The sequence below is a fragment of the Pseudomonas sp. MPB26 genome, from assembly GCF_046605355.1.
GTDB classification, from domain to species: Bacteria; Pseudomonadota; Gammaproteobacteria; order Pseudomonadales; family Pseudomonadaceae; genus Aquipseudomonas; species Aquipseudomonas cedrina.
On record NZ_CP176793.1, the window covers coordinates 2,099,302 to 2,112,654 of the forward strand.

The window sequence follows — 13,353 nt, forward strand, 5'->3', positions numbered from 1 at the left end:
TGTATTTACGGCATGCTCATCAAAGCGGTTCTCAGGCGCCTGATCAAACGTGGGTCCTCAAGACAGTCGATAGGACGCACGTTGTCGAGTGCAGGCACTTTGCGTTCAATCCACCAAAGCCCTTCCTTGAGGCCGCGCTTGCCACGCAGCACGACGGCCAAGTCCAGATCACCACCCAATGCCTGCGCCAGGGTACGGGCGTCTTCGTCAAGGTAGTCTTCTTTATATAGCTTTACTGTACTTTGCCAATCGGCATCACCGGGGTATTCATCTTCAAGTGGCATGCTCAGAATCCTGCAAATGATATTAAGTTGCTGCCGGTCGGGTTTCGCGCGGAGGGGGCAAGAATCCCATCATAACCATTGGTTTTTGCCCATTTGCCGATCTGATGAGTTTCGGTGTATTTGTTTCCGGTAATGCTTTTGAGTGAGACGCCTAATTGTTTGCGCACGTCGGCGCGGGTCAAGTCCAGCACATTGTTTAACTGCACCTTTTTACTGACCAGCACTCGCGTGGACAAGTCGACACCCCAATGGCTGACTTCGCCCAGTGCGGTCTTTCGCGAGTTGGCGCCATACACGCCGCCCAGTCCCTTGGCTGTGTAGCGGTGCCGGGAGTCCACATTCCACTTGTGCGCCTGCCAGGTCGTGCCGATACGGCCCGGTTCCTCGAACCGGTACACCGTGCGGTTGACTTTGCGGCCCTTGGGCGGGCTCGAGCATTTCATCAGGCCCAGCGGGTCAATCCAGCTCAGCGGGTTGGGCGCGTACTGATAGAGGTTCAAGCCACCGGCCAAGCCTATAGGGTCGGGCGTGGTGAAGCGACCGATGTCCGGGTCGTAGAAGCGCAGGGTGTTGTAGTGCAGCCCGGTCTCCCGGTCCAGATACTGCCCTTGAAAACGCAGGTTCTGCTCTTCAATGTAGTAGGGCTCGCGAACCTCCTCGACGGTATTGCCCCAGACCTCGTAACGCGCGTTCCATACCGTATGGCCATCGCTTTCCGACAGTTGCTCGGGCAAGCCATTAAGGTCGTTGTGGTAGTAGCGGATCTTTTGCTGATCGCCAATGCCGTCCACTCGAGCCAGAGGCTCGTAGCCCTCATCGGAATAGATGTAAAGGCTGGTTCGTTCACCCTGGTGCTCTTGCAACAACTGCATTGCATCCCAGGTAAAGCGCGTCTGGCTCTGTTGGTGGCCCTTTGAGTCGTAGGTGGTTTTGGCGATGCGCCGACCCAGAGGGTCGTAGGCCATCCTGATGACAGAGCCATCGTCGTTGCGCACCTCGGCCAGTCGCTGTTCGGCGTCATAGTGGAACTGCTGGAGGCCACGCCGAGTGCTGCGTTTTTCGACCATCCGGCCAAAACCATCGTAGCGGTAGCGCTTGTCCTGGTAGGTTCGTACAAGGTTGCCCGCCACGTACCCCGGTCCGTCCACCAGATTGGCGGCAGGGTCGTAGGCGAAGGATTCACGTTGCCCTTGGACGCTGTCCTGGCTGGCAAGGATGCGTCCGGTGGCATCGTAGTGCAGCAGTTGGCGCTGTGCCGCCTCAGGCAGACTGTCAACGCGCTCGACCAACTGGTCGCTGGCGTCATAGCCGAAACGCGTCTGCGTTGTCGGTACCAGCATCGATTGGTCCTGCTGGCGACGCTCGCGGGCGCGCAGGCGACCGCTGCGGTCATATTCACTGCGGGTGCTGACACGTCCCTGGGTGCGCAGGACTTCTCGGTGCAACCGGTCACGTTCGAAATCACTGACGACCCGCCCATCCAGATTGACCTGGTGCAGATGGCCGCTGCCGTATCGCAGCCGGTTCAGCCAACGCCCGTCTGGAAGCCGGGTCTGGAGCAGGTTGCCCAATTCGTCGTAGCGATGCTCCAGGCGGCCGCTTGCACTCTGTTCAAAAATCAACTGGCCAAGGGCATCGTAACCAAAGCCCAGGGTTTGCTGTTCACCATCATGCGCGGTGAAAGTGATGGCCGTGACTTGATCCAGTGCGTCGTAGCGGTATTCGGTTCGTCCATCCAGCGTGTTCTTGGCGATCAATCGGCCTGCGGCATCCCGCTCCAGGGCATGAACAAGGGTAGCCTCGGTGCCGGGCGCTGCGGACGTCTGCACCTGGGTAACGTTGTCCAACGAATCGTAAGCGTAGCGTTTGAGGCTGCCGTCCAGGCGGTATTCCTGGGTTAACCGGTCGGCCGCGTCCCAGTCGAATCGATAGCGCTCGCCGTTCTCGTTGATCAGGCTTTGCAGGCGGCCATAGGCATCATGGTTCAACTCCACGCGGCGGCCGTGGGCATCGATGCGCAGGCGCAAGTGGCCGCTGAGTGTGTGCTGGAAGCAGGTGGTGTGGCCTGTAGGGTCGCTGTAGCCAATCACCTGGCCGCTGGCGTCGCGTTGGTACTCTTCGCTGCGCCCGTCGGGCAGTTGCTTGCGGATAATCCTGCCCTGATCGTCGTAGCTGAAAACGGTGCGCTCACCGAGCGCGTCGGTGCTGGCCAGCAGCAGGCCGCGCTTGCAGTAGCTCAGGCGAGTGCTAAGGCCTGAGCAGTCGGTGTGTTCGCTCAACTGGCCCAGCGGTGTCCAGCGCAGGGTCTTGCGTTTGCCACTGGCGTCAATAATCGCCACGACCTGACCGTGTGCATCATGACGATAGGCCGTGATGTGTCCGGCCGGGTTGGTTTCGCTGATGCAATTGCCACGCGAGTCATAGCGGTATCGCCAGGTGTTACCAGCGGCATCGGTTTCCGCCAGCGGCAGTGCCCAATGTTCCAGCCATAGGGTCGATTCGCTGCGCCCCAATGGATCAAGCGTTTCGCTCAGATTGCCGGCTTCGTCATAGCTGAAGTGGTATTGGCCGCCATTGGGATCTGTGGCAGCCAGCAGTTGGTTTTCATCATTCCACTCGAACGCCCAGGTACGTCCCAGCACATCGGTGGCTTCGAGGATCTGGTGCTGCCGATCCCAGCGGCGAGTGCTCACTCGTCCCAGGCCGTCGGTAATGCGCGTAATGCCGGCGTCCAGCTCATAGTGGTACTGGTAGGTGTCGCCCGCGTCGGTCCAATGCCGCACCACGCGCCATTCCCGATCATCTACCAGGGCCCACTGGTAAAAGCATCGCAAACCTGTGGGTAATTGGTGCTCGACCATGCGCCGCCCGCCGTCACAGGCGAACCGGCGCTTGACCTGCCCGTCGGATTGGCACACGGACGCCAGGTCACCTTGGCTGTCATAGCTGTAGTGCATCAGCACTTCGCGCTGCTCGTCGGGGTACAGCCGATCAATTCGGCTGACGCGGCGCTGCCAGGTGACGTCATAGGTCAGCTCGACCTTTACCAAGTCAAAGCTGTCCCGCAAATGTTGCAACCGGCCGCTGTCGTCATAGTCCAGGTAAATACGGTTGTCGTTGCGGTCACCCAGCTGGCTCAGGCGAAGCAGCGAGGCATCCTGTGGCGTGGGCTCGAACAACCGATACAGGCCGTCGGCACTTTCGATCAACAATTGGCCGCTCAGGTGGCGTCTGACACTGAGACCTTCGCCGGCACTGAATACCGCGCCACCCAAGGGGACAGACCCCATGTCGATACGCCGTCCCTGCTCGTCGATATAGCGCAGCTGCTCACCGCCCTCGGGGTGCGGCAGCAGTTCTACGCTGACCTCGTAGGATACGCTCCAGCCCGCACCGAACAGGCCATCGCGTCGCTCGTCCCGACTGTTGTAGAAGCGCTGCCAGTCGATCGGCATGATACCGGGCAGGGCAAAATCCAATTCTTCAGGGCCACCGAGAACCTTGGCGCCGGTACTGGCATGCACCGGGTTGGATGAGCCCATAGTCGCGTTGGCCAAGGCGCCCATCGCCTGGCTGACCACGAAAGAATTGACACCCGCCAGCAGCATGCAAGGCAGGTTGCTGAGGAACTTTCCCTTGCCTCCCTTGAGCATCATCAGGGCGGTGACAGCCAGCCCCACGCCGGGTGTTTTCCCGCTGCGAATTTCTCGCACCACCACTGAGCCACCGCCGATGGTGACGTTTGGCGAGATCAGCCCCGAGGACACGACGGTTGCGTCGCACGTGCTACGGTCGCCGCTACGTACGGCGGGCTGGCCGTTGACCGTGACTTTTTCCGAACCTTCGGCCAGAAACTGCGGCGGCATCGGCGGGTGCTTCGTGCACACCACCAGGTCCAGCGGCTTGGGAACGGCGCCGGGCGCTGGCGTGGCAACGGTGGGGCGCCACATCTGCGAGAAGAACCCTTTGGCCATATCCAGGTAGGTGGGCTCTTCGCTGGGTTCCGCCTCGGGCTCTTCGGCTTCGGTGCCCGAGGGGGCAGCATGCGACGGCACGGCACCGGCCGCTCGCGCGGCCGGCGTTGAATTGATCAGGGTGTTCGTGGACCCGCTGGTGATCGTCGCCATTACCGAGGGGGGAAACAGCGCATTCCCGATACCCTCGCACATGGCGCTCAAGCCTTTATCAGCCCCGGTCTTGCTCATGGCCACACCAACAATCACCCCGACCACGGCGCCCAGCACGCACGCGCCAAGCCCACCGGTGGCGACCGTTATGCCGGTGGCAGCCACGACCGCCGCGGTTGCAAGCGCGGTAATCGCCACATTGGCTGCGACCTCCAGCACACCGCCGAGGATATCGGCCATGACGCTAGTATGAGATAACCCGTCGCCCAGGCGTGCCGCCCAGAGCGCGTCAGACATCGCAGGTGCTCATCACTGTGGCGCGTCGAACGACAAAGACTGCTTGATCAGCGCCCAGTGCGCCGCCTCGGCATCCCCCAGCTTGTCCGCCTTCACGTAACTCAGGGCAAGCATCTTGCGCGTACCCGGTATTACCAACGCCAGCTGGTACTGGAACACCTTGTCATTGCCCTTGTTGAACTGGCTGCGTAACTCGATGCCTTCGACTTCCTGCGCCGCGCCCAAACGCACATTCACGCCCGGTTGATAACGCAACTCCTGCACCTGTTTTTCCAGACGCTGGAGCTGGTCATTGAAATTGCTGTGCAGGGTTTCACCCTCGGCGAGCAGGCTGCGGCTGACGATCAGGGACGTGCCCAGTTCGGGGAACTTGAGGATGTTGATCGTCGCGTCCTGCAGCTCGCTGGCAGGCAATTGAAACTGGAATTCGTTGATTCGATACGTCATGGCAAACAGGTCTCGTCAGGAGCTTTTAGGCGTGGGGAACGCAGCTTTGATATTGGCGTCGATACTGGCTTTCACGCCCTGGCCATCAGGGGTGGCGCCAGCGCCGCCACCGTTGTTCAGGTGCAGTACGCCGCCGGTATTGAACTCGGCGTCGCCGCTGGCATAGAAACTGATCTGCACGCCGGTGAGGTTGATCTGACCGCTGGCGTTCAGCTCCAGCACGCTTTCACCGCAGACCAGGCGCAGGTTCTCGCCCACTTCGATCACGTAGCTCTGGCTGATGCTGTCGGTCTTGCGCTGGCCCACCGAAAGAATGTCTTCCTGCTTGACGATGCGCAGGCGGTTATTGCCAATGGTCACCGTCTCGTTGTGGCCGATGCTTTTGTTACGGTCATGCCCGACAGAGTGGCTTTCATCCACCTCCACCACGATGTCCTGATTGCGCTCGGCGTGGATATACAACTGCTCCAACCCCTTCTTGTCCTCCATGCGGATTTCATTGAAGTTGGCCGGCGTGCCGCCCTTGCTCGAGCGGCTCTTCATGCCGCTCTGGGTCGCGTTTTCCGGCAGGTCGTAAGGCACCGTCTGCTCGGCGTTGTAGACCCGGCCGGTGATGATCGGCCGGTCGGGGTCACCCTCAAGAAAGCTTACAATCACTTCCTGGCCGATCCGTGGGATCTGCATCGAGCCCCAGTTCTTGCCGGCCCAGGATTGCGACACGCGGATCCAGCACGAACTGTTCTCGTTGGATTGATCGTGGCGGTCCCAGTAGAAGTGCACTTTTACGCGGCCGTACTGGTCGGTCCAGATTTCTTCGCCTTTGGGGCCGACCACCAGCGCCGTCTGCGGGCCTTTGACGATAGGCCGGTGCGTGCTGGGCAGCGGGCGGAAGCTTTGCTGAGCGTCGATGCAGGTGAGGCTGCTTTCGAACTGCGCCGAACCCGAGCCGCCGCCGGTTTCCAGGCTTTCCTGGATGATGTAGTAGCGGCAGCCAACAATCAGGTACTCGCGGTTCTGGTCCTGGCGACTGAAGCCGGTCAGGCTGAACAGGTGGCCCGATCCCAGTCCGCGCGCATTACCGGCGAACTCGATCTGTTCGTGCAGGGTTTGCAGGGCTTCAATGCGGGTTCGCGCGTAGTGTTCGCCGTCCTCGCTTTGCACGTAGGTGCCGGGGTAGTCGTACAGCGGGTAGTCGCCGGCGGTGTGCGGGCGCGGCATGGCCGAACGCACGTCGATGCTGGCGCTGGGGCGCTGGAAGTCGTAGTCGTTGAGCTCCAGCGAGCCCGGCTGCACTTCCTGCGCCAGGTGCCAGTTGTGCATGTGGTCGCGTTCGCGCTGCTGCTCGTCCTTGGGGTAATACGGGATCGACGCGTAGCCCGGCACGGTGGCGTGGGCGCCGTAGGCGTCGGCCAGTACCAGCACATGGCGGTCCTGCTCATGGCGGAAGAAGTAGTAGATGCCTTCCTGTTCCATCAGCCGGCTGACGAAATCGAAGCTGGTCTCGCGATACTGCACGCAATATTCCCACTCGCGGTACGGGCGGCTCAGCGCGTCTTCGAAGTCGGAAAAGCCCAGGTCGCGGAACACCTGCTTGATGATCTGCGGGATGCTCAGGTTCTGGAAAATCCGGCAGTCCGAGGTGCGGCTCAGCAGCCACAACCATGGGCGCAGCGTCACCTGGTAACTGGCGAACTGGCCCTGGTCGATGTTCTGGCTGCAGCGCGCGACGATGCCGTGGAAGTGCCGTTCACCGCCGTCCGCCAGTTGCAGGTCCACGCTCATGGGCTTGCCGAGCAACTGGTTGAGGTCGATGTTGGCGTCCAGGGACGTCAGTTGCAGCTCGTAGCTGAACAGCCGGCCGAGCTCTTCACCGCCGCCCATTTCATTGAGCAGCAGCACATCCGGCCCGAGGGGGCTGGTGATTTTGGCCAGGCGTGAGGCTTGGTTAAAAAGCATCGGTTAACCCGTAAATTGCGTAATAACTGGAGGAACCGAATCCAAATGCAGGAGCAAGACTGTGTGGGAGCCGGGCTTGCCCGCGATGCAGGCACCTCGGGGCGTCAGGTTCACCGAGGTGATGCTATCGCAGGCAAGCCAGCTCCCACACAAGCCCGCTCCTACATTTGAACCGCATTGCGTCAGGTCAATCGTTGAACTGGTAGTGCAATTCATTATCCCGGCTGCTGATCCGCACCCCCGCCAGCGCCTTGCCTTCAAGCATGCGTGTGAGGAATTCACGGCTCATGTCCGGCAGCAGGCTGTTGGTGAGGATGGTGTCGATCATGCGCCCGCCGCTTTCGGTTTCGGTGCAACGCGAAACGATCAGTTCGACCACCGCGTCGTCGTAGTCGAAGGCCACCTTGTGGGTATTCTCCACGCGCTTCTTGATGCGGTTCAGTTGCAGGCGGGTGATCGCCTTGAGCATCTCGTCGCTCAGCGGGTAGTACGGAATGGTCACCAGGCGGCCGAGCAGTGCCGGCGGGAAGATCTCCAGCAGCGGCTGGCGCAGGGCCTTGGCGATTTCTTCCGGCTCCGGGATGTTCGCCGGGTCTTTGCAGACCTGGGAAATCAGCTCGGTACCGGCGTTGGTAGTGAGCAGGATCAGGGTGTTCTTGAAGTCGATCACCCGGCCTTCGCCGTCTTCCATCACGCCTTTGTCGAATACCTGGAAGAAGATTTCATGCACGTCCGGGTGAGCTTTTTCCACCTCGTCCAGCAGCACCACGCTGTAGGGTTTACGCCGCACCGCCTCGGTCAGCACGCCGCCTTCGCCGTAGCCGATATAACCCGGTGGCGCGCCCTTGAGGGTGGACACGGTATGGGCTTCCTGGAACTCGCTCATGTTGATGGTGATGACGTTCTGCTCGCCGCCATACATGGCTTCGGCCAGGGCCAGGGCCGTTTCGGTCTTGCCCACGCCGGAGGTGCCGGCCAGCATGAACACGCCAATCGGCTTGCTTGGGTTGTCGAGGCCGGCGCGGGAGGTCTGGATGCGCTTGGCGATCATCTGCAAGGCATGGTCCTGGCCGATGATGCGTTTTTTCAGGTGCTGGTCGAGGTTGAGTACGGTTTCCAGCTCATTGCGCGCCATGCGGCCGACCGGAATGCCGGTCCAGTCGGCGACCACTGAGGCCACGGCCTGGTAATCCACGGTGGGCAGGATCAGCGGCGTTTCGCCCTGGAGCGCGGTGAGGCGTTGTTGCAGGTCGACCAGTTGCGTGCGCAATGCATCGCTGCCGCTGTCCACCACGCCGGCTTTTTCACGCAAGGTCGCACGGGTGGCGAGCAGCTCATCCACCAGGGCTTTTTCTTCGGCCCAACGGCTTTCCAACGTGGCCAGACGCTCACGCTCGGCCGTCAGCAACGCTTCGCTGTTGGTTTGACGCGCGCCAATCGCAATGCCGATGGCATGTTCGCGGGCGATGATCTGCAGCTCAGTTTCCAGTGCTTCGATACGACGGCGGCTGTCGTCCACTTCCGCCGGCACCGCGTGCAGGCTGATGGCGACGCGGGCGCAGGCGGTGTCCAGCAGGCTCACGGATTTGTCCGGCAACTGGCGCGCCGGAATGTAGCGGTGGGACAGCTTCACCGAGGCTTCCAGGGCTTCGTCGAGAATCTGCACCTGGTGGTGTTTTTCCATGGTCGAGGCCACGCCGCGCATCATCAGCAGCGCCTTGTCTTCCGATGGCTCGGCAACCTGCACCACCTGGAAGCGACGCGTCAGCGCCGGGTCTTTTTCGATATGCTTCTTGTACTCGGCCCAGGTGGTGGCGGCCACGGTGCGCAAGGTGCCACGGGCGAGGGCGGGTTTGAGCAGGTTGGCCGCATCGCCTGTGCCGGCGGCACCGCCGGCACCCACCAGGGTGTGGGCTTCGTCGATAAACAGGATGATCGGCTTGGGCGAGGCCTGCACGTCTTCGATCACCTGGCGCAGGCGTTGTTCGAACTCGCCCTTCATGCTGGCGCCGGCTTGCAGCAGGCCTACGTCAAGGCTGCGCAATTCCACGTCTTTGAGCGCGGGCGGCACGTCACCGGCGACGATGCGCAAGGCAAAACCTTCGACCACGGCGGTCTTGCCCACGCCGGCTTCACCGGTGAGGATCGGGTTGTTCTGGCGACGACGCATAAGGATATCCACCAGTTGGCGGATCTCTTCGTCACGGCCCACGATCGGGTCGAGCTTGCCGCTGCGGGCTTGCTCGGTCAGGTCGACGGTAAAACGCTTGAGCGCCTCCTGCTTGCCCATCGCACTCGGCGCCATCGCACCACTGGCTTCACCCGGCACCGCCCCGGCATTGAAGCCATCGCTGGCGCTCAGGGCGTTTTCCGGCGAGTCGCCGACATATTCGTCAAACCGCTCGCTCAGGGCCTCGGCCTTGATCTTGTCGAACTCTGAAGACAAGCCCAGCAGCGCATGGCGCAGGCTCGGCGTCTTGAGGATACCGAGCACCAGGTAACCGGTGCGCACCTGGCTTTCGCCAAACATCAGGCTGCCGTACACCCAGCCGCGCTCCACCGCCTCTTCTACGTGGGAGGACAGGTCGGTGATCGAGGTCGAACCGCGTGGCAGGCGGTCCAGGGCTTCGGTCAAATCGCGGGCCAGGCGCGCCGGCTCCAGGTTGAACTGGCGGATCAGGCGGTGCAAGTCCGAGTCCTGCAGTTGCAGCAACTGGTGGAACCAGTGAGCCAGTTCCACATAGGGGTTGCCCCGCAGTTTGCAGAACACGGTGGCGGCTTCGATGGCCTTGTAGGCCACGCTGTTGAGTTTGCCGAACAGTGCGGCGCGACTGATTTCACCCATGCTCTGGATTCCTTGAGGTAGTGGCTTGATCGGCGTAGTGCCGGGCCAGGATTAGGTCGTTGGCGTCATGCGCAGGTTGGCCGAGCCAGGTGTTGAAGCCCAGGCGGAACTGGCCGTTGAGCTGCAGCGCCGGAACTTCGGGTTGTTGCAGTACCAGGTTCAGGTCCCAGTCCAATTCATGGCCCAGGTACTCGGCCACCCACGCGACCAGCTCGTTGAACGGCTGGCGGCCGGGCAGCATGCCCATGTAGTCATCCAGCGTGAGCGGGCCCAGGCGGATGCGGAATTTGTGCTGGCGGTCCCACACGAAGCTGCCCAGGCAAAAGTCCATGCCCAGGCGGTTGGCGCTCACGCCGACGCGGCTGCGTTCGGGCAGCTCCAGCCATTGGCCGACGTACTCTTCGATCTCCACCGGCAGGCCGAAGTATTCGCTGAGAATGGCCTTCAAACCGTCCGGGTAGCGGGTTTGCGCCGACAGGTGGCCGCTGTAATGCAGCTTCGCCGTGTCCGGGATGAGCCCCTGGTTGAGCAGGCTCGGCATCCCGCGGCCACTCAAGGCGGCGAGGCGTGCGGACCAGTAATCATCATCCGGGCGGTCATGGCTGACCGTCGGCCGCGCTTCGGCCCAGGCCCGGTAGAACAGGCTGAGCAGGCGATGATGGAACACGTCCAGAAACTGTTTGCTGGTGCTGTCGGCATGGTTGCGCTGACGCTCGCGCACGTACTCGGTGATATGCAGCGGCAGCGGGCCGTTGGGGCCGCCGAGGCCGAAAAAGAATTGTTCCAGCCGCGCCGGCTTGCCGTCGCCGCCGGGGGCGACCGAGGCCAGGGTGGCCGGCGCGAAGGTGCAATCGGCCTGCTGGCCCAGGCGCAGCGGGTCATCCGCCAGGCGCAGGGAATGGCCCAGGCGCGGCAGTTGCGGCGCTTCGCATTCGATACGCCGCAGCGCCTGGAAGAAATCGTATTCCCAGGGCGCCTGGTGCATCGCATCCAGGGTACTCACAGGGTCGGACGACGTCCGGGCTTGGCTTTCCATCGCTTGATCTCGCCGCGTTCGGTGGTACGGATCACCGTCTCGGTAAAACTGTTGATCGACACGTAGCGTGCCAGGAAGCGTTCCAGTACGGCACCGAGCAGGAACACGCCGGTGCCGCGAAACGCGTTTTCATCGAATTCCAGGGTGATCTCCAGGCCGCGCCCAAACACGATCGGGCCAGGCATCGGCAGGCGCCGGGTCACGGCTTTGCTGCTGACTTCACGCAGGCCTTCGATCTGCAGTTGCAGGGCGGCGTCGTTGCTGTCGCCGTACAGGCGCAGCAGTTCGCGCAAGGCCCCGGCGCCCTGGCCCTGTTCGCTCAAGGACAGGTAATTGAGCGAGAGCTGGCTGATCAGGCGCCAAGCCTTTGCATCATGGGCATGGCTGGGGCGCGGGCGGCTTGGGCCTGCCACACAGCGCACGGCCAATACCGGGGCGCTGTCGGCCAGGGTGAAGTCGGTCTTGCCATTGCCCACGGTCATGAACAACGGCAAGTCGCGGTTGGTGCACAGCGCGGTCACGCCGAGCTGGCGCAGGTCATGGCGGTACGGCGCTTGCGCGCTGTCCACCAGGCTGACAAAGGTCTCGCTGCCCACATACGTCGAGCGCGGCCCGTTGCGGCGCTGGTCGCTGGACAGCACACGCGGTTCGCGGCGCACCGTGTAATAGGCACGGTCGCGACCGTAGCGCGACGGATCGCGCACCGCGTAGAACGGCAAAAACGGCTGCTCGGGCCCGGTGCCGTGGCCGGTGAGGCCGGTCAGGGAGTGGATCTCGAAATCCATCGGCCGCGTGCGGTCGGCGATCACATGGTGTTCGTTGACCCGGTCGGACAAATGGATACGGTCCACGCGCTTGGGGAACAGGTTGATCGCCGGGGTGCAGAACGGCAGGAACTGCGCCGCGCCAACACTGCCTTCCAGGCTTGGCTCGTGGCGGTCGAACAGCACGATCAGCTCCAGCTCCTGGCCGTCGCAGCGTTTGACCGCGCGGCTCAGCTCGGCGAACTCGACGAACAGGAAGCGGTGGGGCAGGGCGAAGTATTCCTGCAACAGGCGATAGCCCTGGAACGCCCGCGCGACTACCGGCATGGCCGCATCCGCGTCGTCGAAACCGCGCGAGCGCAGCGCGTCCGGCGACAGGCGCTCGATCCAATCACCGCCGGGCTTGCGCGCGAACACCGCGCAGGCATTGCCCAGCAATTGTTCGTAGAGGCGAAACGGTTGTTCGTCCGCGCCGCTGAGGTACAGCGGCAGGTTGTCCAGGTCGAGGCTGTTGAACGGCAGTTCGGCGCCGGTGCGCAGGGTCAGGCGCAGGCCGGCCTTGGCTTTCGGCTCGCTGGCGGCCAGGCGCCCGAGCACGGCGGCGGGGTTGCCGAAGTACTCGGCATTGCTGACCTGCAGCGGCCACAACGTCACCGGGTGCGCGGTACGGTACTCGCAGCAGGTCTGGGTTTCGCGGCCCAATGCAGCACGCAATACCGTGTCGCGGGGCAGGGGAAAGCCGCTGCTCAGCGAGCCTTCGTCCGGATCGGTCTGCAACTGCACCACCGTCATCGACGGGGTGGGCGCCAGGTAGTGCGGGTAGGCGATTTCCAGCAGGTTATGGGTAAAGGTCGGGTACTCGGCGTCGAGCTTGAGCTGCACGCGGGCCGTAAGGTAGGCGAAGCCCTCAAGCAAACGTTCGACGTAGGGGTCGGCGCAGTCCATGCCGGACAGGGTCAGCCGACTGGCGATCTTCGGGTATTCCTTGGCGAACTCGGCGGCGCTTTCGCGCACATGGTGCAGTTCCTGGTTGTACAGCTCCAGCAGGCGCGGGTTCATGGGCGCCTCCGCTGGTCGGCATTCACCACGCGTACGTGGCCGGACTCCAGGTCCAGGTCGGTTTGCAGCAACAGGCGCAACGGCACCGGCTGCGCCCACAGGTCGCCTTCAATCTCGAAACTCAGGGCGTTGTGGTTCATCTCGCCTTGGCCGACACGGGCCTTGACCCGCAGGGTATGGCGCAGAATGCGCGGTTCGAAGGTGGCGATAGCCTGGTAGATCAGGGCTTCAAGCGCCTTGATATCCACGCTGGAAACGCTGTTGCCCGCCAGCGCCGGCAGGCCGTAATTGACCACCGAGGTGCCGGCCGGAGTGTGCAACGTCGCATCGGCATCGAGCAATGACGTGGTGTTGAGCAGCCACGCCAGGTCGCGCAGGACCGAGGCTTTCAATTGGGTCAGGGACAGCACGCGTTTGTCGGCGCTTTCCTTGGGATTGGTTGGGTCGTCGTCGGTCAACCGGTCCAGCAGGGACGGTTGCAGACGGTCGCGGGAAGCGATTTCAGTTACCACCAAAGCAGCTCCACGGACGGGTTGCG

General features: G+C 62.6%; 8 protein-coding genes. All 8 read right to left on the bottom strand.

All coding sequences use genetic code 11. From position 1 onward, the window contains the following. Nucleotides 1–5: 5 nt before the first annotated feature. On the bottom strand, nucleotides 6–284 hold the full coding sequence (locus tag ACLH0H_RS09625; protein ID WP_186686191.1) for a hypothetical protein: 279 nt from the start codon (nucleotides 282–284) through the stop codon (nucleotides 6–8). Nucleotides 285–286: 2 nt separating this feature from the next. Beyond that, nucleotides 287–4,708 (bottom strand): RHS repeat-associated core domain-containing protein, encoded by a 4,422-nt coding sequence (locus ACLH0H_RS09630; protein WP_411381836.1) that lies wholly within the window; start codon nucleotides 4,706–4,708, stop codon nucleotides 287–289. Between the two features lie 12 nt (nucleotides 4,709–4,720). Beyond that, on the bottom strand, nucleotides 4,721–5,155 hold the full coding sequence (locus ACLH0H_RS09635) for a DcrB-related protein (protein ID WP_411381837.1): 435 nt from the start codon (nucleotides 5,153–5,155) through the stop codon (nucleotides 4,721–4,723). Nucleotides 5,156–5,170: 15 nt separating this feature from the next. Next, on the bottom strand, nucleotides 5,171–7,111 hold the full coding sequence (locus tag ACLH0H_RS09640) for a type VI secretion system Vgr family protein (protein WP_411381838.1): 1,941 nt from the start codon (nucleotides 7,109–7,111) through the stop codon (nucleotides 5,171–5,173). 187 nt (nucleotides 7,112–7,298) lie between these two features. Next, entirely contained in the window at nucleotides 7,299–9,956 is a 2,658-nt protein-coding gene (gene tssH, locus ACLH0H_RS09645) for a type VI secretion system ATPase TssH (RefSeq protein WP_411381839.1), read from the bottom strand. Further along, on the bottom strand, nucleotides 9,949–10,992 hold the full coding sequence (gene tssG, locus ACLH0H_RS09650; RefSeq protein ID WP_411381840.1) for a type VI secretion system baseplate subunit TssG: 1,044 nt from the start codon (nucleotides 10,990–10,992) through the stop codon (nucleotides 9,949–9,951). Before tssG ends, tssH begins: the two co-directional genes overlap by 8 nt. Beyond that, entirely contained in the window at nucleotides 10,956–12,815 is a 1,860-nt protein-coding gene (gene tssF / locus ACLH0H_RS09655; protein WP_411381841.1) for a type VI secretion system baseplate subunit TssF, read from the bottom strand. The genes tssG and tssF overlap by 37 nt, the downstream gene beginning before the upstream one ends. Next, the gene (gene tssE / locus ACLH0H_RS09660; protein ID WP_042945974.1) at nucleotides 12,812–13,327 is read right to left on the bottom strand and encodes a type VI secretion system baseplate subunit TssE; all 516 of its coding nucleotides are present in this window, start codon (nucleotides 13,325–13,327) and stop codon (nucleotides 12,812–12,814) included. The genes tssF and tssE overlap by 4 nt, the downstream gene beginning before the upstream one ends. Nucleotides 13,328–13,353 lie beyond the last annotated feature (26 nt).